16 protein-coding genes and 4 tRNA genes are annotated in these 22548 nt (G+C 55.1%); 6 read left to right on the top strand and 14 right to left on the bottom strand.

The features are described 5' to 3' along the window. Positions 1–95 precede the first annotated feature (95 nt). The 14 genes from rpoC to ACT3TC_RS05075 all read right to left on the bottom strand — a co-directional run bounded on the left by rpoC (position 96) and on the right by ACT3TC_RS05075 (position 14708). Complete coding sequence (rpoC, locus tag ACT3TC_RS05140) at positions 96–4310, bottom strand: DNA-directed RNA polymerase subunit beta' (protein ID WP_444621346.1); 4215 nt, start codon at positions 4308–4310, stop codon at positions 96–98. Positions 4311–4320: 10 nt separating this feature from the next. Next, a complete protein-coding gene (gene rpoB, locus ACT3TC_RS05135; protein ID WP_444639382.1) occupies positions 4321–8397 on the bottom strand; it encodes a DNA-directed RNA polymerase subunit beta in 4077 nt (1358 codons plus the stop codon). A 257-nt stretch (positions 8398–8654) separates the two neighbouring features. Continuing rightward, the gene (gene rplL, locus ACT3TC_RS05130) at positions 8655–9026 is read right to left on the bottom strand and encodes a 50S ribosomal protein L7/L12 (RefSeq protein WP_087108966.1); all 372 of its coding nucleotides are present in this window, start codon (positions 9024–9026) and stop codon (positions 8655–8657) included. A gap of 111 nt (positions 9027–9137) precedes the next feature. Next, entirely contained in the window at positions 9138–9641 is a 504-nt protein-coding gene (gene rplJ, locus ACT3TC_RS05125) for a 50S ribosomal protein L10 (RefSeq protein WP_106374976.1), read from the bottom strand. Positions 9642–9944: 303 nt separating this feature from the next. Then, positions 9945–10637, bottom strand: coding sequence for a 50S ribosomal protein L1 (rplA, locus tag ACT3TC_RS05120; RefSeq protein WP_193053650.1), 693 nt, complete (start codon positions 10635–10637; stop codon positions 9945–9947). Between the two features lie 2 nt (positions 10638–10639). Next, positions 10640–11071 carry a 50S ribosomal protein L11 gene (gene rplK, locus ACT3TC_RS05115; protein ID WP_172117721.1) on the bottom strand — a complete coding sequence of 144 codons (432 nt, stop codon included), beginning with the start codon at positions 11069–11071 and terminating at the stop codon, positions 10640–10642. Between the two features lie 104 nt (positions 11072–11175). After that, positions 11176–11709, bottom strand: coding sequence for a transcription termination/antitermination protein NusG (gene nusG, locus ACT3TC_RS05110; RefSeq protein ID WP_193053651.1), 534 nt, complete (start codon positions 11707–11709; stop codon positions 11176–11178). 8 nt (positions 11710–11717) lie between these two features. After that, positions 11718–12101 (bottom strand): preprotein translocase subunit SecE, encoded by a 384-nt coding sequence (gene secE / locus ACT3TC_RS05105; protein WP_193053652.1) that lies wholly within the window; start codon positions 12099–12101, stop codon positions 11718–11720. A gap of 69 nt (positions 12102–12170) precedes the next feature. Beyond that, positions 12171–12246: transfer RNA gene (locus tag ACT3TC_RS05100), tRNA-Trp, on the bottom strand. Positions 12247–12418: 172 nt separating this feature from the next. After that, positions 12419–12493, bottom strand: a tRNA-Thr gene (locus tag ACT3TC_RS05095). A gap of 14 nt (positions 12494–12507) precedes the next feature. Next, positions 12508–12581: transfer RNA gene (locus ACT3TC_RS05090), tRNA-Gly, on the bottom strand. A 104-nt stretch (positions 12582–12685) separates the two neighbouring features. Then, positions 12686–12769 (bottom strand) — tRNA-Tyr (locus ACT3TC_RS05085). Between the two features lie 119 nt (positions 12770–12888). Further along, the gene (locus ACT3TC_RS05080) at positions 12889–13728 is read right to left on the bottom strand and encodes a type III pantothenate kinase (protein ID WP_172117724.1); all 840 of its coding nucleotides are present in this window, start codon (positions 13726–13728) and stop codon (positions 12889–12891) included. Continuing rightward, a complete protein-coding gene (locus ACT3TC_RS05075; protein ID WP_172117725.1) occupies positions 13725–14708 on the bottom strand; it encodes a biotin--[acetyl-CoA-carboxylase] ligase in 984 nt (327 codons plus the stop codon). Before ACT3TC_RS05075 ends, ACT3TC_RS05080 begins: the two co-directional genes overlap by 4 nt. Positions 14709–14871: 163 nt before the next feature. Here ACT3TC_RS05075 and typA point away from each other — a divergent pair, with 163 nt between their 5' ends. From typA to ACT3TC_RS05045, 6 genes are all read left to right on the top strand, one after another. Then, a complete protein-coding gene (typA, locus tag ACT3TC_RS05070) occupies positions 14872–16698 on the top strand; it encodes a translational GTPase TypA (protein ID WP_444631138.1) in 1827 nt (608 codons plus the stop codon). 316 nt (positions 16699–17014) lie between these two features. Further along, on the top strand, positions 17015–18448 hold the full coding sequence (locus tag ACT3TC_RS05065) for a sodium-dependent transporter (RefSeq protein WP_444639381.1): 1434 nt from the start codon (positions 17015–17017) through the stop codon (positions 18446–18448). A 63-nt stretch (positions 18449–18511) separates the two neighbouring features. Beyond that, positions 18512–19282 carry an ABC transporter ATP-binding protein gene (locus tag ACT3TC_RS05060; RefSeq protein WP_444639380.1) on the top strand — a complete coding sequence of 257 codons (771 nt, stop codon included), beginning with the start codon at positions 18512–18514 and terminating at the stop codon, positions 19280–19282. A 62-nt stretch (positions 19283–19344) separates the two neighbouring features. Continuing rightward, positions 19345–20070 carry an ABC transporter ATP-binding protein gene (locus tag ACT3TC_RS05055; RefSeq protein ID WP_444639379.1) on the top strand — a complete coding sequence of 242 codons (726 nt, stop codon included), beginning with the start codon at positions 19345–19347 and terminating at the stop codon, positions 20068–20070. 14 nt (positions 20071–20084) lie between these two features. Next, complete coding sequence (locus ACT3TC_RS05050; protein WP_444639377.1) at positions 20085–21089, top strand: branched-chain amino acid ABC transporter permease; 1005 nt, start codon at positions 20085–20087, stop codon at positions 21087–21089. Further along, a complete protein-coding gene (locus tag ACT3TC_RS05045; protein WP_444639376.1) occupies positions 21089–22414 on the top strand; it encodes a branched-chain amino acid ABC transporter permease in 1326 nt (441 codons plus the stop codon). The genes ACT3TC_RS05050 and ACT3TC_RS05045 overlap by 1 nt, the downstream gene beginning before the upstream one ends. The last annotated feature ends 134 nt before the right edge of the window (positions 22415–22548 follow it).

Below are 22548 nucleotides of genomic sequence, written 5' to 3'. Positions count from 1 at the left end.
TAAAGGCTGACCCTAGTCGACGTCAAGTCTTGCCGGCGGTTTTACCGGCAAGATAGCGCTTCCAGGGTCAGATGCTCATTTTTTACTACTCGTTTTTAGAGCTCGTCGTCAGAATCAAGTGCTGTCAACTGTGCTCCAAGCTCCTGCTCTACCTCAGTCGCTGAGGGATTGAACAGGCGCTCAACGTCTTCGCGTTTGCGGCGACGTTCAGCGTGGTGAGTCAGACCGGTACCTGCCGGAATCAGACGTCCAACTACCACGTTTTCTTTCAGGCCGCGCAGATAATCGCGCTTGCCGGTAACGGCCGCTTCGGTCAGTACGCGGGTTGTCTCCTGGAAGGAGGCCGCAGAGATGAACGATTCGGTCGCTAGGCTGGCCTTGGTGATACCCAGCAACAAGCGCTGATACTTCGCCGGGAATTTACCTTCTTTTTCGAGACGAGCATTCTGCTCCAGCACGCGCACAAGCTCAGCCTGGTCGCCGGTGATGAAGTCAGAATCGCCTGAATCGGCAATTTCGACCTTACGTAGCATCTGACGCACAATAACTTCGATGTGCTTATCGTTGATGCCTACGCCCTGCAGACGGTAAACATCTTGCACTTCGGCCGTAATGTACTTGGCAAGCTCCGCTACGCCGAGCAAACGCAGAATATCGTGCGGATTGCTCGGGCCATCGGAGATGACCTCACCCTTCTCAACACTTTCGCCTTCAAAAACGGCGATTTGACGCCATTTCGGGATCAGCGCTTCAAACGGATCGCCAGACCCTGGCGTAATCGTCAAACGACGCTTGCCTTTGGTCTCTTTACCGAAGCTCACCACACCGCTGATTTCGGCAAGGATCGCCGGTTCTTTCGGCTTACGTGCTTCGAATAGGTCAGCAACGCGTGGCAGACCACCGGTGATATCCTTGTTACCTGATGCTTCAACCGGAATACGGGCAACCACCTCCCCCACACCGATGGTGGAACCATCATCAACGGAGATAATGGAATTGCCTGGCAGCAGATATTGCACTGGCGTGTTCGAGCCGGAAACCGACACGTATTCACCGGCCGCATCTTGCAGCATGACCATCGGACGCTTGTCGCGACCAGCCATCGGGCGAGCGGCGGACTCAATGACTTCGATAGAGGAGAGACCGGTCATCTCGTCGACTGAGCGGTGCATGGTGACACCTTCGTCGAGATCGATGAACTGCGCCTTACCCTCTACTTCAGCAATGATCGGATGGGTGTGCGGATCCCACTTGGCAACCATCGCACCGGCATCAACCACGTCGCCGTCGCGCACGGAAAGCTCAGCACCGTAGGGCAGCTTGTAGTACTCACGCTCACGACCGTGATCGTCAGCCACCGCCAGGGCGCTAGAACGCGATACCACGACCAATTTGCCGTCGGCACGCTCTACGTGCTTGATGTTGTGCAGACGAACCTTACCGCCGTGCTTGACCTGTACGCTATCGACGGCCGATGAACGCGATGCCGCGCCACCGATGTGGAACGTACGCATGGTCAGCTGGGTACCCGGCTCACCGATTGACTGAGCGGCGATAACACCGACAGATTCACCGATGTTAACCTGGTGACCGCGGGCAAGATCACGTCCATAACAGGACGAACATACGCCGTGCGGTGTGTCACAGGTAATGGTTGAGCGTACGATAATCTCATCCACACCCATGGTGTCGAGTTCAGCACACCACTTCTCGTCAAGCAGCGTGTTACGCGGGATCAGGACCTCTTCAGTACCCGGGTCAACCACATCCAGCGCAACCACACGACCCAATACGCGCTGTGATAGCGGTACGATGATGTCGCCACCCTCGATAATCGGGTGCAGGGTCAGACCGTTTTCAGTACCACAGTCAACCTCGGTGATCACCAGATCCTGGGCCACGTCCACCAGACGACGCGTCAAGTAACCGGAGTTAGCCGTTTTCAGAGCCGTATCCGCCAGACCTTTACGTGCACCGTGGGTCGAGATGAAGTACTGAAGTACGTTCAGGCCTTCACGGAAGTTGGCCACGATCGGCGTCTCGATGATCGAGCCATCCGGCTTGGCCATCAGGCCACGCATACCCGCCAACTGACGGATCTGAGCGGCACTACCCCGTGCACCGGAGTCGGCCATGATGAAGACGCTGTTGAACGATTCCTGCTCAACTTCGTTACCATCGCGGTCAATAACGGTCTCTTTGGAGATACCGGTCATCATCGCCTTGGCCACTTTATCGTTGGCCTTGGACCAGATATCGATAACCTTGTTGTACTTCTCACCCGCAGTTACCAGGCCAGAAGAGAACTGGTCTTCGATCTCTTTAACTTCAGCTTCGGCCGCGTCGACGATCTCGGTTTTGGCATCCGGGATGACGAAGTCGTTAACGCCGATAGAGGCGCCGGACCAGGTCGCCAGACGGAAACCGGTGTACATCAGTTGGTCAGCGAAGATGACCGTCGGCTTGAGGCCGGAGCGGCGATATACTTCGTTGATCAGGCCCGAAATCGCCTTCTTCTTCATCGGCTGGTCAATCAGCGCAAACGGCACGCCTTCAGGCAGAATGCGGAACAGCAGCGCACGGCCAACCGTGGTTTCGTACAGACGACGATGGAAGGACTTCTCGCCGGTCTCTTCTTCAATATCGATCTCGTCCAGGCGCACCTTGACGCGGGCATGCAGCGATACTGACTGGGTGCCGAAAGCGCGCTCTACCTCGTTGAGGTCAGAGAACACCATGCCTTCGCCCTTGGCGTTGATCTTCTCACGGGTCATGTAGTAAAGACCCAGAACAACGTCCTGCGACGGCACGATGATCGGCTCGCCGTTGGCGGGCGACAGCACGTTGTTGGTCGCCATCATCAGCGCACGGGCTTCGAGCTGGGCTTCCAGGGTCAGCGGTACGTGTACCGCCATCTGGTCACCGTCGAAGTCGGCGTTGTAGGCCGCACATACCAGCGGGTGCAGCTGGATCGCTTTACCTTCAATCAGCAGCGGTTCAAACGCCTGGATACCCAAACGGTGAAGCGTCGGTGCACGGTTAAGCAGTACCGGGTGTTCGCGGATAACATCAGCAAGGATGTCCCACACTTCCGGCAGCTCGCGCTCAACCATTTTCTTCGCAGCTTTAATCGTTGAGGCGAAGCCTAGCGACTGAAGCTTGGAGTAGATAAACGGCTTGAACAGCTCCAGTGCCATTTTCTTCGGCAGACCACACTGATGCAGACGCAGAGTAGGACCCACGGTAATTACCGAACGGCCCGAGTAATCGACGCGCTTACCCAACAAGTTCTGACGGAAACGACCCTGCTTACCTTTGATCATGTCGGCGAGCGACTTCAGCGGGCGCTTGTTGGAGCCCGTGATCGCGCGGCCACGACGACCGTTGTCAAGCAAAGCATCGACCGCTTCCTGAAGCATACGCTTCTCGTTGCGCACGATGATATCCGGCGCATTAAGGTCGAGCAGACGCTTCAGGCGGTTGTTACGGTTGATCACACGACGGTAAAGGTCGTTGAGATCCGAGGTCGCGAAGCGGCCGCCGTCCAACGGTACCAGCGGACGTAGATCCGGCGGCAGAACGGGCAGCACTTCCATGACCATCCACGCCGGCGCATTGCCGGAGTGGTAAAACGCTTCAAGCAGTTTCAGACGCTTGGAAAGCTTCTTGATCTTGGTTTCAGAGTTGGTCTGCGGAATCTCTTCACGCAGCGTGTTGATCTCTTCTTCAAGGTCGATATCTTTGAGCAGTTCCTGCACCGCCTCGGCACCCATGCGGGCATCGAAGTCATCGCCGAACTCTTCAAGGGCTTCAAAGTACTGCTCATCGTTCATCAGCTGACCACGCTCAAGCGTGGTCATGCCTGGATCGATAACAACGAAGGACTCAAAGTACAGCACGCGCTCGATATCACGCAGGGTCATATCGAGGAACATGCCGATACGCGACGGCAATGATTTCAAAAACCAGATGTGAGCAACCGGCGAGGCCAGCTCAATGTGCCCCATGCGCTCACGGCGCACGGCTGCCTTGGTGACTTCAACGCCACACTTTTCACAAATGATGCCGCGGTGCTTCATGCGCTTGTACTTACCGCACAAGCACTCGTAATCCTTTACCGGGCCAAAAATCTTGGCGCAGAACAGACCGTCCCGCTCCGGTTTAAAGGTACGGTAGTTAATGGTCTCAGGCTTCTTCACCTCGCCAAACGACCAGGAGCGAATCATGTCCGGCGACGCCAGAGTAATCTTGATCGCGTCAAACTCTTCGGACTGAGACTGCGATTTGAGTACTTTCACCAAATCTTTCATAGCACGGCTCCTAGCTCTCTAACTCAATATCGATGCCCAGCGAGCGGATTTCCTTCACGAGTACATTGAAGGATTCCGGCATGCCTGCCTGCATGGTGTGGTCGCCATCCACGATGTTTTTGTACATCTTGGTGCGGCCTTCGACGTCGTCCGATTTGACGGTGAGCATCTCTTGCAGGGTGTAGGCCGCGCCATAGGCTTCCAGCGCCCACACTTCCATCTCACCAAAGCGCTGACCACCGAACTGTGCTTTACCACCCAAGGGCTGCTGGGTAACCAGCGAGTAAGAGCCGGTAGAACGAGCGTGCATCTTGTCGTCTACCAAGTGGTTCAGCTTCAGCATGTACATGTAGCCGACGGTGACCGGGCGATCAAACGCATCACCGGTACGGCCATCGTGCAGCACCATTTGGCCAGACTCAGGAATGTCAGCAAGCTTCAGCAAGTGTTTGATTTCGTGCTCTTCGGCACCATCAAATACCGGCGTGGCCATGGGGACACCGCCTTTCAGGTTTTTCGCCAGCGCGATAACTTCGTCATCACTGAGCGAACCCAGATCTTCAAGGCGCGCACCCGGCGTGTTGTATACCTGACCAAGGAAGTCACGGATCTCGGCAACCTGCTGGCCGCGCGCATCACGTAGCATAGCGTCGATTTTGACACCCAAACCACGCGCTGCCATTCCCAGGTGCGTTTCAAGAATCTGACCCACGTTCATACGCGACGGTACACCCAAGGGGTTAAGTACCACATCGACCGGCTCGCCCTTCTCATCGAACGGCATGTCTTCGATCGGCATAATCGCGGAGATAACACCCTTGTTACCGTGGCGACCCGCCATCTTGTCGCCTGGCTGGACACGGCGCTTGACCGCCATGTAAACCTTGACGATTTTGAGCACGCCAGGCGCCAGATCATCGCCCTGAGTCAGCTTGCGTTTCTTGTCTTCAAAACGCTCGTCCATCTCTTTACGACGGTTTTCCAACTGCTCGTCGGCCTGGGCCAGAAGCTCGTTGTAAGCCTCATCCTGCATGCGCAGCTTGAACCACTGCTGACGCGGCAGCTCGTCGAGGTAAGCCTCGTCCAGCACGTCGCCTTTCTTGAGGTTCGGACCGCCGTTAACCGCTTGGCCATCCAGCGTACGCTGCAGACGCTCAAACGTTGCGTCTTCAGCAATACGGTAGGTTTCCTGCAGGTCCTTACGCACTTCATCCAGCTGCATTTGCTCGATGGAGAGCGCACGTGAATCTTTTTCAACGCCGTCGCGAGTGAACACCTGAACGTCGATAACCGTACCTTTCATGCCCGTAGGAGCACGCAGGGAGGTATCTTTTACGTCAGACGCTTTCTCACCGAAGATCGCACGCAGTAGCTTCTCTTCTGGCGTCAGCTGGGTTTCACCCTTCGGCGTTACCTTACCGACCAGAATGTCGCCCGGGCCAACTTCAGCACCGATGTACACGACGCCCGCCTCATCCAATTTACCCAGCGCGGACTCACCGACATTGGGAATATCAGAGGTGATCTCTTCCGGCCCTAGCTTGGTGTCGCGAGACACACAGGTCAGTTCCTGAATGTGGATCGTGGTGAAACGGTCTTCTTGAACGACCCGCTCAGAGAGCAGAATGGAGTCCTCGAAGTTGTAGCCGTTCCAGGGCATGAACGCGATGCGCATGTTCTGACCCAGTGCCAGGTCACCCATGTCAACAGACGGGCCGTCAGCCAGAATATCGCCACGTGCAACGCTGTCGCCAGGACGCACAATGGGGCGCTGGTTCATACAGGTGTTCTGGTTCGAGCGGGTGTACTTGGTCAGATTGTAGATATCAACGCCGGCTTCACCACCGATGATCTCATCTTCGCTAACCCGTACTACCACACGACGCGCATCTACCGAGTCGATAACGCCGCCACGACGCGCTACGGCACATACGCCAGAGTCACGCGCAACGAAACGCTCCATGCCGGTACCCACCAGCGGCTTGTCAGCACGCAGAGTAGGAACGGCCTGACGCTGCATGTTCGCACCCATCAAGGCGCGGTTAGCATCATCGTGCTCCAGGAACGGAATCAGGGCAGCCGCCACCGACACGACCTGGCGAGGAGAAACGTCCATCAGCGTCACTTGCTCAGGACGCATAAAGGTGGTTTCACCACGGTGACGCACCTGAACCAGGTCGTCAGAAAGCTTATTGGACTCATCTACCGCTGCAGAAGCCTGAGCGATGATGTAGTCGCCCTCTTCAATAGCAGAGAGGTGCACAATATCGTCAGTTACCTGACCCGCATTCACCTTACGGTACGGCGTTTCGAGGAAGCCGTAGCTGTTGGTGTGGCTGTAGGTGGCCAGCGAGTTGATCAGACCGATGTTCGGTCCTTCAGGTGTTTCGATCGGGCATAAACGGCCGTAGTGCGTGGCGTGTACGTCACGTACTTCAAAGCCAGCGCGCTCACGGGTCAAACCACCCGGGCCGAGTGCAGACACACGACGCTTGTGGGTAACTTCCGAAAGTGGGTTGTTCTGGTCCATGAACTGGGACAGCTGGCTTGAACCGAAGAACTCTTTCACCGCCGCTGCAACTGGCTTGGCGTTGATCAAGTCCTGGGGCATCAGGCCTTCGCTTTCCGCCATGGAAAGACGCTCTTTTACCGCACGCTCAACGCGTACCAGGCCGACACGGAACTGGTTCTCGGCCATTTCGCCCACACAGCGAATACGACGGTTACCCAGGTGATCGATATCATCAACGTCACCAAAGCCGTTACGGATATTGATCAGCTCGCGCAGCACATCGAGGATGTCCTTGCGATCCAGTACGCCGGAACCCGTGTCGGATTCACGACGCAGGCGACGGTTGAACTTCATGCGGCCTACGCCCGACAGGTCGTAGCGGTCCTCAGAGAAGAACAGGTTGTTAAACAACGTCTCGGCAGACTCTTTTGTGGGCGGCTCGCCGGGACGCATCATGCGATAAATTTCAACGAGCGCTTCAAGTGCGGAGCCAGTCGTATCCAACTTTAAGGTGTCGGAAATGAACGAGCCGCAGTCGAGGTCGTTGGTGTAAAGCGTTTCAATGCGCTTGATGCTGCCTTGCGCCATGCGCTCAAGCACTTCAGGGGTAATTTCGGTGTTGCACGGGCAGATCAGCTCACCGGTTTTGGTGTCAATCTGATCCTTGGCCAGCGTTTTACCGAACAGGTATTCCATCGGTACTTCCAGACGCTCAAGGCCGGCTTTTTCAAGCTGACGAATGTGCTTCTGAGTAATCCGACGACCTTCTTCAACAATGATGTCGCCGTTGCCATCCTTGATATCAAAGGTGGCGGTTTCGCCGCGCAGACGCGAGGGTACCAGCTCCACGGAGAAGCCAGACTTCTCGATGTGGAAAACGCTGGTTTCGAAGAACTCACCAAGGATTTCTTCAGTACTCATGCCTAACGCACGCATCAGCACCGAGGCCGGCAGTTTACGGCGACGGTCAATACGTACAAACACGTTGTCTTTGGGGTCGAACTCGAAGTCCAACCAGGAACCACGGTAAGGAATTACGCGAGCAGAGTAGAGCAACTTACCAGAAGAGTGGCTCTTGCCTTTGTCGTGATCGAAGAACACACCGGGAGAGCGGTGGAGCTGGGAAACGATAACCCGCTCAGTACCATTGATAACAAAGGTACCGTTCTCAGTCATCAGGGGGATTTCCCCCATGTAGACTTCTTGCTCTTTAATATCCTTGATTGCCTTGTTCGAGGAATCGCGATCATAAATGATCAAGCGAACCTTGACGCGCAGCGGGGCGGAATAGGTCACGCCACGCAGCTGACACTCCTTAACATCGAACGCCGGCGTACCAAAGCGATAGCTAACGTACTCAAGTGCCGCGTTGCCCGAGAAACTCTCGATCGGGAAAACGGACTTGAACGCCGCATGCAGGCCAACTTCGTGACGCTCATCAGGCGAACGATCTTGCTGGAGAAAGTCGTAATAGGAATCAAGCTGGATGGCCAGCAAGTAAGGCACATCCATCACTTGGGGCAGTTTGCCGAAATCCTTGCGGATGCGTTTTTTCTCAGTATATGAGTAAGCCATCTGTATTCCCCAGCTTGTTCACCATGGGTGACCGATGCGTGGTCATCGCTGCCCTGCGCGGGCGTGTCAGACGCAGACAGCAAGCTCCTAAACCGGTAGCTCGCCGTCGAAAATCTTGATCGATAACAGTATTACAACAACGGTATTACTGTGTTTCTGGTGCAACCTTAACGTTGCAACAGAAAAAGGCCGGCAGCGGGAAAACCCGCCGCCAGCCGTGGAAGCTTACGCAGCGCGTAAAGCCGTCAGCACAAGAATTACTTGAGCTCGACGCTTGCGCCCGCTTCTTCCAGCTTCGCTTTTGCTGCTTCTGCGTCGTCTTTGGACATGGCTTCTTTGATCGTTGCCGGAGCGCCGTCAACAGCGCCTTTAGCTTCTTTCAGGCCAAGACCAGTGATTTCGCGAACTGCTTTGATGACGTTAACTTTCTTGTCACCAGCAGCGGTCAGAACCAGGTCAAACTCAGTTTGCTCTTCTGCAGCAGCTTCGCCGCCAGCAGCCGGGCCAGCCATAACAGCTGCAGCAGCTGATACGCCGAATTTCTCTTCCATTGCTTCGATCAGCTCAACAACTTCCATTACGGACATGTCGGCTACAGCATTGATGATATCGTCTTTAGACAGTGCCATTTTTCATTCCTAACTTTGCGGGAGTCTCGGTCGGCCGAGAACTCGGGATTCATTGCTCGGTTCAGGCAACGCAACCGACATAGCGTTCACGCTGCCTGCAAAAAGGTCTGCTTACGCAGCTTCTTCTTGCTTCTGATCGCGCAGAGCGGCCAGAGTACGAACCAGCTTGCCAGCGGAGGCTTCTTTCATTACCGACATCAACTTGGCAATTGCTTCGTTGTAAGTCGGTAGGGTTGCCAGACGGTCGATGTCAGCAGCCGGGATCAGTTCGCCTTCGTAGGCCAACGCCTTCACTTCGAAGTTCTGCTCAGTTTTAGCAAAATCCTTGAACAAACGAGCGGCAGCGCCCGGATGATCAGTAGAGAAAGCCAACAGAGTCGGACCAACAAAGCTCTCGTTCAGACACTCCCACTGAGTGCCCTCGAGGGCGCGGCGAGCCAGCGTGTTACGAACAACACGCAGCTCTACACCATTCTCACGTGCCTGCTTGCGCAGATCGGTCATTTTACCGACCGTTACACCGCGAGAATCGGCAACTACGACGGAGAGTGCGCCCTTGGCCGCTTCACTGACCTCGGCAACAATCGCTTTCTTGCCTTCAAGTGCTAGTGGCACAGTGATCACTCCTTCGTGCCGGAGCCTTTTTAAGGCGCCGGAGGTTACCATCTCTTCCAGACCTACTCTAACCAGCACTGGAAGCCTTAGGGGATGGTGCTCACCAGAAAGCAATGTCGCTAAAAAGCTTCAACCAACTGGCGGCCACACCATCTGCGCAGGCGCTTTAGGCAATTAAGCCGCGCTGAGATGAAAACATCCAACGCGGCACCTGCGGTCTTTGACGGTGCTCCAGTAGGCTTACCTAACTAGAGGACCGCAAAGTTCTTGCTCGGTTCTTACTTAAACCTGTCGACGGTCTGCTTATACAAACGCAGAGTGGTCGATAGTCAGACCTGGGCCCATGGTAGTGGACAGGGTGACTTTCTTAAAGTAAATACCTTTAGAAGAGCTCGGCTTGAGCCTCTTAAGGTCAGCAACCAGCGCTTCCAGGTTGCCTTGAACAGACGCAGCATCAAACGTCACTTTACCCAGTGTCGTGTGAATAATACCGTTTTTGTCAGTACGGAAACGTACCTGACCGGCCTTGGCGTTCTTAACTGCGGTTGCAACGTCAGGCGTTACGGTGCCGACTTTCGGGTTCGGCATCAGGCCGCGCGGACCAAGAATCTGGCCCAGCTGACCAACAACGCGCATAGCGTCCGGAGAAGCGATAACGACGTCAAAATCCATCACGCCTTTCTTCACTTGCTCAGCCAGCTCATCCATACCCACAATGTCAGCGCCTGCTTCTTTAGCAGCATCAGCGTTAGCACCTTGAGTGAAGACCGCTACGCGTACATCTTTACCAGTACCGTTAGGCATGACGGTTGCGCCACGAACGACCTGGTCAGATTTACGCGGATCAACACCCAGGTTGATCGCGACATCAACAGACTCATTGAACTTAACAGTAGACAGCTCAGAAAGCAGTGCAACCGCGTCTTCCAGAGAGTACGTCTTGTTGGCATCTACTTTCTCGCGAATGACCTTCGCGCGCTTAGACAGTTTAGCCATGATCAGAGACCCTCCACGTTAAGGCCCATGCTACGAGCGCTGCCTGCGATAGTACGTACGGCGGCATCGAGATCAGAAGCCGTCAGATCAGGCTCCTTGGTTTTGGCGATCTCTTCAATCTGCTCGCGCGTCACGGTACCGACCTTCTTCTTGTTCGGCTCACCAGAACCCGACTTGATACCAGCGGCTTTTTTCAGCAGCACGGCAGCAGGCGGTGTTTTGGTAACGAACGTGAAGCTACGGTCAGAGTAGACAGTGATCACGACAGGCGTCGGCAGACCCGGCTCAATCTCTTGAGTCGCTGCGTTAAACGCCTTACAAAATTCCATGATGTTCACACCGTGCTGACCCAGTGCTGGGCCTACGGGCGGACTTGGATTGGCTTTACCTGCAGCTACCTGCAGTTTGATATAAGCCTGGACTTTCTTGGCCATGGTAAACACTCCAATTGGGTAATAGCGCCTTGCGGCTCCCCGGGACTAGCGAGACAGCCAACGGCTGCCTCTTACGAATTTACGACGTTTTCTTAACCTGCATCCTACTCTTTCTCGACCTGAGAAAATTCAAGCTCGACAGGTGTTGCACGCCCAAAGATCAATACACTGACCTGCAAACGGCTCTTGTCGTAGTTGACTTCTTCAACCAAACCGTTGAAGTCGGCAAAAGGACCATCGATAACACGTACCGACTGGCCCGGCTCAAACATTGTCTTGGGCCGCGGCTTATCGGTTCCGTCTTTAACGCGACGCAAAATAGCGTCCGCTTCACGGGTCGTGATCGCAGCCGGTTTCTCTTTCGTTCCGCCGATGAAGCCCATAACGCGCGGAGTCTCATTAACGAGATGCCATGTCTCATCGACCATCTCCATCTCGACTAATACATAGCCGGGATAGAATTTACGCTCACTCTTGCGGCGTTTGCCGTCGCGCATTTCCACGACTTCTTCCGTCGGCACCAGAATTTCGCCAAAACGATCTTCCATACCGTACATTTTTACGCGCTCAATCAGTGAGCGCATAACATGCTTCTCAAAACCGGAATAGGCGTGGACGACGTACCAACGTTTGGACATGAAAACTCCTAACCAATGACGCCGGACATTGCCCAGCCAAGAAGAGTGTCAATCAACCACAGCATCAACCCCACCACGAGAACCGCCACCAGAACAATCGCAGTGGTTTGAATAGTCTCGGGACGGGTCGGCCATACAACGCGCTGAATCTCTTTCTTGGCGCTTACGGCAAGCTCTGTTAAGTCGCGACCTTTAGTAGTGGTAAGTGCGATAAAACCTGCAAGCGCACACAACACCACCACACCTAATACGCGGTAGAGCAAGCCAATATCGGCGAAATAGGTATTACCAACGACAGCAACGACAAGCAGCGCTGCAACCACAGCCCACTTAAGCCCGTCATGGCGCGCCTGCTGCACCTCGGTACCGTGCTTTACAGAACCAGGCTTCATAAAACGAGACTCCTTGGGATGCGGCTACAATAAAGGAATTCTGAAAAAACATGCCAACCTGGGGAAGGTTGGCAGGCCAGGAGGGACTCGAACCCCCAACCTGCGGTTTTGGAGACCGCTGCTCTGCCAATTGAGCCACTGGCCTATCATCGCTGCATAGGAAAAGAAAAGCCTACACAACAGCGGGCGCCATGATAGCGGAGAAATAACCACCTGACAACCCCACTCTGCATCGAACACTCAAAATATGCAGCGCCCTACGACAGAGACGAACTCAGAAACAAAAAAAGCGAGCTTCGCTCGCTTTTCTCGAAATATGGAGCTCATGGACGGAATTGAACCGTCGACCTCACCCTTACCAAGGGTGTGCTCTACCCCTGAGCTACATGAGCCAAATCACATCAACTGGAGCGGGCGGCGGGAATCGAACCCGCACCATCAGCTTGGAAGGCTGAGGTTCTACCGTTGAACTACGCCCGCGTAACTGCTGCATGGATTACAAGCCGCTGCACGCCGAACGATAGACAATGCCCTCTACCGGCTTTCATCCCACAACACCGAAAAACGTCGCTGCTGCTTAAATCTGGTGGAGAGAGAAGGATTCGAACCTTCGAAGCTTTCGCGGCAGATTTACAGTCTGCTCCCTTTGGCCACTCGGGAATCTCTCCAGCGTTGGCGGCACATTATGCCAGCCTCCAAAACACTGTCAAGCTAGATATTTACTTAATTTATCGTAGCTTGCGATGCTAGCGCATCTGTTAGCTGCCTTGGAACGCGCTGCATTTTGTCAAAGCAGCATAGAGAATGCAAGCCCTGCGCGAATTTTTTCTAACGATACAGGCTCAGGCACCCGCGGCGCACCGGCCATTTTTCCTGCTCGTTCAGTGAAGGTAAGCGGAAAACTGGCCTCAAGCCCCCCATACACCATATCAGGCCATACCGCGTGAGGCACCTGCACGCCTCGAGAAACCACGCGTGCATCGCCGCCTGTTAACAGCACGGGTAGCGCAATGCCCTGCTGATCGCACACTTCGCTATAAATACGGTTAATCGCGCTAACAGCCGCCATATAAATCCCGTGATTAACCGCATCGACGGTGCGACGCCCAGGCTCCAGCAAAGCGTCCGCCTCGCTTTCAGGATCAATCGCGACATTGCGGGTACCCAGCTTTAAGCTCTCTTTCATTAGCCGCAGCCCCGGGATAATAAAGCCCCCCAGGTGCATACCGCCAGGCAGCACAAAATCAATAGTGATTGCACTACCACAGTCGACCGCACAGCAGCCTCCGGCCAGTTGGTATCCGGCAAGCGCTCCCATCCATCGGTCGACCCCCAACCGAGAGGGCTCCTCATAGCCGTTAACAACGCCCAACGCTTCAGGTGTTGAGTGCGCCACATAGACATGGCGCACCTTGTGGCGCAGCAGCGTCACCGTCTCCTCCAATACAGCGGCCCGGGCAACGCTTGAAATACGTACGGCCTCAACCACATCAAGGTCTGGAATATCCGCCCCTGGGCGCCACTCTTCGCGCGTCCAGACAGCACCGCGCGAGCGTATTTCACTACTTTCGGCATCCTTGAGCCGCCATTTCGACAAGGTATTACCGATATCCAAATCCAGAATCATAAGCGCCTGCGTACGCTGATCTCACCGCCTGCCAAGCGCCGCGAGTGACCGTTTTCAGTAACCCATAAGTTACCGCTGTTATCGACGTCGCCTGCGATCGCATCGCTGACGCGCTCCCCTTGAATGATGCGTACCGGCGCGCCTACATACGCATGGCGCGCATTCCACTCATCGCGCCATGCGGCAAAACCGACGTGTTCAAAATCTGCCAGCATGCTCAGAAGCCCCGCCACAACATCTGACGCCAACTGATTTCGCGTATGCCCGGCATGCACATCAAACAGCGCAGCTACCGGCTGGTCAATGGCGGCGCGCTGAGACTCGGTTAACGACAGGTTCATGCCCATGCCAATCACAACCTCGCAAGGCCCCGCCGCATCGCCCGTCACCTCAATCAATATGCCGGCCAGCTTGCCTAGCTCGTCGCCTGCATCCACCATCAGAATATCATTGGGCCATTTTAGCTTAGGCGCAGCGCCCAGTTGCTCAAGCACCTGAGACACAACCACGCCTACCGCAAGGCTTAACCCTTCAAGCGAGGCTACCCCCGCGTCAAAGCGCCAGCCCAACGAGAGCATCAAACTTTGTCCCCACGGGGTTGTCCATACGCGCCCACGGCGACCACGACCGGCGGTTTGGAGTTCAACCAGGCACACTTCGCCATGCCCCGCACCCTGGTTAAATCGCTGACGCAGATACTCATTGCTTGAAGGCAACTGGTCTTCGACAAATAATCGTGTCAACAAATGGCGTGCCTGAGCAGGCAGGTGCTCAACAATTCGAGCACCTTCCAATGGCTCAAGGCGGTGGGCTAATCGATAGCCCCTCCCTTTGACCGCCACCAACTCCACGCCCAAGGCTTCCAATTTTTTTAGCTGTTTCCATACAGCAGCCCGCGAAACGCCCAACGTTTCGCCTAATTGTTCACCAGAGTGAACATTGCCATCGCTCAACAAACGCACCAGGTTACCGATGGTCATGTGCTTGCCCCAACTGGGAAAACGCCTATCTTAACGGATGCACGCAGGAGGCGAAAACTGCCGCGTTTGGGTTATTGACTTAACGCTTTATTTGAGACAAGGCTGGTAGTCGACCATACCGAGACCCTATAATGCCGCCCTATTTTCCCAGCAGGATCGCGTCGTGATCGAGAATCTTCGTAACATTGCCATCATCGCCCACGTTGACCACGGCAAAACTACCTTGGTAGACAAGCTGTTAAGTCAATCGGGCACACTAGACCGCAAGGCCGAAGCCCAAGAGCGGGTTATGGACTCCAATGACCAGGAGAAAGAGCGCGGCATTACGATCCTGGCCAAAAACACAGCCATTCAGTGGCAAGATGGCAATGGTACGGGCTACCACATCAACATCGTTGACACCCCTGGGCACGCTGACTTCGGTGGTGAAGTAGAGCGCGTTATGTCCATGGTGGATTCAGTGCTACTGCTGGTTGACGCAGTTGATGGCCCGATGCCGCAAACCCGCTTTGTGACTCAAAAAGCGTTCTCTCAAGGCCTCCAGCCGATCGTCGTGGTGAACAAGATTGACCGCCCTGGCGCACGCCCTGACTGGGTTATCGACCAGATTTTCGATCTGTTTGACAACTTGGGTGCCACCGACGAGCAGCTCGACTTCCCAATCATCTACTGCTCAGCACTCAACGGCATTGCCGGCATGGAGCCTGACGCACTTGCCGAGAACATGGACCCCATGTTCCAGGCGATTGTAGATATCGTTAAGCCGCCGCAAGTTGAAGTCGACGGTCCCTTCCAGATGCAAATTTCCGCACTGGATTACAACAGCTACGTGGGTGTTATCGGTCTTGGCCGCATCAAGCGCGGCAGTGTCAAGCCGGGCCAACAGATCACCGTCATCACCAAGGAAGGCGCTACCCGCAAAGGTAAAGTCGGCCAGGTCATGACGCACATGGGTCTGGAGCGTGTACAAACGACCGAAGCGACCGCAGGTGACATCGTTTGTATCACCGGCATCGAAGATCTGGCGATTTCCGATACGCTGTGCGACAACAGTGCCGTTGAAGCCCTGCCGCCGCTTTCCGTTGATGAGCCAACCGTGTCCATGACCTTCCAGGTCAATGACTCGCCGTTCGCCGGTAAAGAAGGCAAGTACGTCACCAGCCGTAATATCAAGGATCGTCTTGATCAAGAGCTGATTCACAACGTGGCACTGCGCGTTGAACAGGGCGACACCCCTGAAAAATTCAAGGTTTCCGGGCGCGGCGAGCTTCACTTGTCGGTACTGATCGAAACCATGCGTCGTGAAGGCTTTGAGCTGGCCGTTGGCCGCCCCGAAGTTATCATCAAAGAGATCGACGGCATTAAGCAGGAGCCCTACGAAGAAGTCATCATTGACTGTGAAGAGCAGCACCAGGGCTCGATCATGGAAGAGCTTGGCTATCGTAAGGGTGAACTGACTAACATGAATCCTGATGGTAAAGGCCGTGTTCGCTTGGACTTCATCATTCCTGCACGTGGTTTGATCGGTTTCCGTGGTCAGTTCCTGACCCTGACATCCGGCACCGGCATCTTGACCAGCCGCTTTGACCACTACGGTCCGCTGAAGCCCGATGCGTCTATCGAACGTCGTAACGGCGTTCTGGTCTCTATGGTGGGCGGTAAAGCGCTGGCCTATGCCCTTTACGCGCTGCAAGAGCGTGGCAAGCTGATCATCGATCACGCTACCGAAGTCTACGAAGGCATGCTGATCGGTATTAACAACCGTGCCAACGACATGGTGGTTAACCCGACCAAGGGTAAAAAGCTCGATAACATGCGCTCCACCGGTAACGATGAAAACATCGTACTGACGCCGCCGATCAAGTTCACGCTGGAACAGGCCATTGAATTCTTGGATTCCGATGAGCTGGTGGAAGTCACGCCGACGCACATCCGCCTGCGCAAGAAGCACCTGACAGAGAACGAGCGTAAGCGCGCTGGCAAGAAATAAGTCAGCTGAGCAAACGCTCAACGCGCTCTAGCAAGACCGAAAGCCCGCCACCGTGCGGGCTTCCTTGTATCTGGGGAGCGCTCTTTGCAAACGTTTGCGCCATTCATTGCCCCGCAGCTACCTCCGCTACTCTTTTTTAAAGCCTCGCCAAGTGCACCAATAAACGCAGCCTAAACGCCAAGGCGCTGGAAAGCGCACGCATTCTACCGCACAGTAGCTTACAACTGGCGACGCCAAAGCTTTCTGCCAAACTGCAATACATACAGGCATTTGGATACCGATCTTTGCCTATCACTTGCACAGGAACACTCTGTACATGAGTGGACACAACGTCTGGACGCACAAGGGTACTTTTTTACTGGCGGCGGTAGGCTCTGCCGTGGGCTTGGGCAATCTTTGGCGTTTCCCGTATTTAACCGGTGAAAACGGTGGCGGGGCGTTTATCCTGGTGTATGCCGTCACCATTTTGGCCGTCGGCACTCCTATCCTGATCGCCGAGACCATGCTGGGCCGCACCAGCCGTCAGAGCCCTATTATGGGCATGCGGCACTTAACCAAAACGCACAAAGCCTCGCGCGCCTGGGAGTTAATCGGCTGGCTGGGCGCGGCTTCGGCTTTTTTGATTTTAAGCTTTTACTCGGTCATCGCTGGCTGGGCACTGCACTACACCGGGCTCATGCTGACCGGCTCGCTTGTGGGTGCCGACGCGCAAACGATGGCGGCGAGTTTTGACGCACTGCTGGCGTCACCTTCCCTTATGACGCTGTATCACACGCTGTTCATTGCGGCGTCTGCACTCATCGTCAGCATGGGCGTTCACCGAGGAATTGAGACGGGCCTGCGCATTATGATGCCAGCGCTGTGCATTATTCTGACAGTAGTGCTTGTTTACAGTGTGATGAATGGCGATATACGTGCGGCGGCGCGCTTTCTGTTGACCTTTAACATCGCGGACCTGAGCCTTGAGGGCTGGCTACAAGCCGTGGGGCAGTCCTTCTTTACGCTAAGCCTGGGGATGGGCGCTATTATGGCTTACGGCGCCTATATGCCCGGCGATGCCTCTCTTACGCGCACCGCCATTGGCGTGGCCATAGTGGATACGGCGATTGCCATGGTAGCAGGGCTAGCGATTTTCGCGCTGGTATTTGGGGCAGGACTTGAAACAGGCCAGGGTCCAGGACTGATGTTTGTGACGTTGCCCCTTGCCTTCGCTGAAATGCCGCTGGGCGCGCTAATCGGCGGCGTCTTCTTTATTTTAGTGCTAGGGGCTGCGATCAGCTCCTCCATCTCACTTATCGAGCCCGTGGCCGCTTTTCTGGTCGAGCGCTTCAACCTTACCCGGCCCCAGGCAGTCATCATCGTGGTGGTGGCGGCTTGGGCAATGGGACTGCTCACCGTCGCAAGCTTTAACATCGGCGCAGAAGACAGTCTTTTCCACCATCTATTTGGCCGCAGCGCCTTTGATGTTATCGAACTATTGACCAATATCTTTATGCCGCTGGGTGGCCTGATGATTGCGCTATTCGCGGGCTGGGTGCTCACCCAAAGCGAAGTGATGAAAGAGCTGGATACTACCCATGGCTGGTTTATTAGCTGGCGGTTTCTAGTGCGTTTTGTTGCCCCTACCGCGGTCGCGTTTGTCTTTTTACGCACTATTCCTCAGGTTGAGGGCTATATGATTCCTGCGCTTGGCGCCCTGCTACTGGTCGGCCTCTTTGCGCTTAGCCAACGACGCCAAAAACCGCGCTGATCAGCGCCCTACAATAACAATACAGACGACCCAATGGTCGCCTACATCACGAGGGCACTATGTATGCATCCTCTTATTGAAGTACAGCAGGTGAACAAGGCGTTTGGTGGATTACAGGTGATTAACAACTGCTCCATTCGCGTCGAGAAAGGCTCAATTACCGGCATGATCGGCCCTAATGGGGCAGGTAAATCGACCCTGTTTAATCTGATCGCTGGCTCCCTGACGCCGGATAGCGGCCATGTATTTCTCGACGGTGACGATATTACCGCGCTCAGCGCCAACCAACGCTTCCACAAGGGGCTTTTACGCACCTTCCAGATTGCCCATGAATTTAGCCAAATGAGTGCGCTGGAAAATCTGATGATGGTGCCGCCTCATCAGGCGGGAGAAAGCTTATTCAACACGTGGTTTAAACCGGCACGGGTGCGTGAAGAGGAAGCGGCGGTCCAAAAACGTGCGCTTGAGGTTATCGAGTTTGTCGGCCTGCACCATGTCCGCAATGAGCTGGCGGGCAACCTGTCTGGCGGGCAAAAAAAGCTGTTAGAGCTTGGCCGCACCATGATGACGAATGCCAAGGTCGTGCTGCTTGATGAAATTGCCGCAGGCGTTAACCGTACCCTGCTGGGCGACTTGATCAGCAATATTGAGCGTTTGAATCGCGAGTTGGGTTACACCTTTTTAGTGATCGAACACGACATGGACATGATTGCCCGGCTATGCGACCCGGTGATTGTCCTGGCTCAAGGGAGCGTGATGGTCGAGGGGCATATTCAAGATATTCAAAATAACCCAGAGGTGATTGAAGCTTACTTTGGCACCGACGCTGCCTGATCAAACGCTCCCTATAAACGACAACAAGCCGCTTAAAAGCGATGCAGCGAGATACTTTTGCCATGTCATTAACAACATCAACGACGCCACTGCTTGAGGCACGCAATGTGCACGGTGGTTATGGCGCCATGAACATCCTTAACGGGGTGAACATGTCACTTTATGCCCATGAAGTGGGCGTTATTGTCGGGCCCAACGGCGCTGGCAAGTCGACCATGCTCAAAGCCGTATTTGGACTGTTAAACGTTAGTCAGGGCGACATTCTGCTCAACGGCGAGCCCATTCATAACCTGGCCTCCAATAAACTTGTTGAGCGCGGAATGGGCTTTGTCCCCCAGGAGAAAAACGTTTTCCCAACCCTTACCGTTAAGGAAAACCTGGAGATGGGCGCCTATCTCAAGCCCCACAACGTCAAGCGCATGCTGGAGCAGGTATACGCATTTTTCCCGCCATTGGTAGAGAAGCGCCATCAGCCCGCCGGTGAGCTATCAGGCGGCCAGCGTCAGATGGTCGCCATGGGCCGCGCCCTGATGGCAGAGCCAAGCCTGCTGCTGCTTGATGAGCCCACGGCCGGGCTTTCGCCCCTCTACATGAACGAGATTTTCGACCGGGTTAAGCAGATCAATGCGGCAGGCGTAGGCATTTTAATGGTCGAGCAGAACGCCAGGCAGGCGCTTGCCATTGCCGACAAGGGCTTTGTCCTGGCTGCCGGCCAAAACCGCTTTACTGACACCGGGGCAGCCCTGCTTGCCGACCCAGACGTGGCCAAGAGCTTTTTGGGCGGCTAGCCCGAGGGAATATGATGAACGAACTGATCTTTTTTATTAATAACGTGGTGATCGCCGGTAGTGTTACCGGCTCGATTTACGCGATTGGCGCGATTGGCGTAACGCTGATTTTTAGCATCATGCGCTTTGCCCACTTCGCGCATGCCGACATGATGACCTTTGGTGCCTTTATGGTGCTTTTGCTGACCACGCTATTTCCTGCCGCAGGCGCCAGCATGGGCATCCCTACCGCACTTTTGATGCTACCTGTTGCCATGCTGCTGACGGCGCTACTGGCGGTAAGCATCGATAAGGTATTTTACAAGCCACTGCGCGCGCATGGCGTTAAACCCATCGTGTTGGTCATTGGCTCTCTTGGCGTCACGCTGATGCTTCAGGGGCTTATTCGCCTGTTTGCAGGCACCGGCGGCCAGAGTTTGTACGTGGATGATCGCAAGGAAATTTTCCGCATCGCCGTGCCGTTTGAAGGAGTGCGCGCGCCGATTGTGATCACCGAGCCGCAAATCTACCTGTTTGTCATTACCCTGGTGGCCGTCGTTGCCCTGCATCTGTTTTTAAACCGCTCGCGGCTGGGTAAAGCGATGCGCGCAATGTCGGATAACCCGGAGCTTGCCCAAGCCTCGGGTATCAATACCAATACGATTGTGGCCGTCACTTGGGTCATTGCAGGCAGCCTGGCGGCGATTGCCGGCACCCTGCTTGCCCTGGATGTGACGTTCAAGCCCGATTTAAGCTTTTTCCTGCTGCTGCCTATCTTCGCCGCCGCCATTGTCGGTGGGGTCGGCCACCCTTACGGGGCGATTGCTGGCGGTTTTGTGGTCGGTTTTGCTGAAACCCTGGCCGTGTTTAACTGGAACGTGCTGCTGCGCCCCTTCCAGGACAGCTTCCCTGCCTGGCTGGAACTTCCCTCTAACCTGGCGTTTGTGGGTACCGAGTACAAAATTGTGGTGCCGTTTTTCATTCTGGTGGCCATTCTGGTGTGGCGTCCTACCGGCCTCTTTAAAGGCAAGGTGATCTAATGAGCGATTCAAGCAACACCCGCAACCCCGCTTATACACCTAAAGACGCGACACCTGAACGGCGCTTTCCTGTCCGCGAAGTAGTGCTGTTTGGCACGCTCCTCATCGCCATTTTGGCGGTTTATGGCTTAATGGGCGCCGCCTACAGTACGCGCATGCTGGTTGAGGCAGCCTGTTACGCCATTATTGCCCTGGGCCTGACCATTCAGTGGGGCTATGCCGGGCAATTCAATGCCGGGGTGATGGGCTTTGTGGCGCTGGGCGGTTTCTGCGCCATGCTGTTTAGCGTGCCCGTCAACGATGCCTTTTGGGGCACCGAACTGCCAGGCGAGCTGGGCCGTGTGCTGCTCTATGGCCTGACAGCCACACTGGTGGTGGTAGGTGCCACCCGGCTTGACCGGCTGGGCGTTCCCAAAAAGCTGCGTACCTTGATTGCCGTGGTGCTCGCGGTTGTGCTGTATCTGGTGGTGATTAGCCTGCTGCGCGACGTGACCAGCCAAATTCAAGCACAGGCAGGGTTTGTGGGCGGTTTTGGCCTGCCTGCCTGGACCGGCTGGATCGTAGGTGGCGCCTTGGCAGGCGGCGTAGGCTACCTGATTGGGCATATCTGCTTAGGGCTTCGCAGCGACTACCTGGCGATTGCCACACTGGGCATTGCGGAAATTATTAAAGCATTTTTGAAAAACTCCGATTGGCTGACACGCGGCACCGCCACGGTATCACCGCTCCCCTGGCCAACGCCCGGACCGGCAGAGCTTGGCTTTACGCTCTCAAGGGCGTTGTATCTGTCGATCACGGCCGTGGTGATTGCGGTGATTTTCTTTCTACTTCACCGGGCCTATCACGCGCCTTGGGGGCGCATGATTCGAGCGATACGCGATAACGAAGTCTCGGCGGCCGCCATGGGCAAGGACATCAACAAGCGCCGCCTGGAGATCTTTGTACTGGGGTGCATTTTGATGGGCCTTGGCGGTGGCATACTGGGGACGTTTAACAGCCTGTTTGATCCTCAAGGCTATCTGCCGCTTAACCACACATTTTTGGTGTTGGTGATGGTGATACTGGGCGGGCCGGGTAATAACCTGGGCACTATTTTCGGTGCCGTCGCGGTGTATATTATCTGGATTATGTCGGAGCCGTTGGCGCTCTTTTTGATGCAGTTGATCGTCAGCGTAGGTGAAAGCACGTTTGGCTGGGATGCACCGAACAATATGGATAGCCGCGCCCTGCAGGCACGGGTGTTGGTAATCGGCATGTTGATAACGCTGGTGCTGCGCTTTGCACCCAAAGGATTGCTGCCCGAAAAAATCACCCATCACGGTTGATGGCGAACGGTCCAAAGGGCTGTTTCAAGGTCAGTCTCAAGGACTATCTCAAGGACCTTCTTAAAAACCTGCCTACGAAAAAGCCCCGGTGCAAAACACCGGGGCTTAAACGACTTATCGATTCTGATCAAACG

The organism is Halomonas sp. AOP27-A1-41 (assembly GCF_052378605.1).
GTDB lineage: Bacteria > Pseudomonadota > Gammaproteobacteria > Pseudomonadales > Halomonadaceae > Vreelandella > Vreelandella citrativorans.
This window is presented reverse-complemented; position numbering and strand designations above follow the sequence as displayed.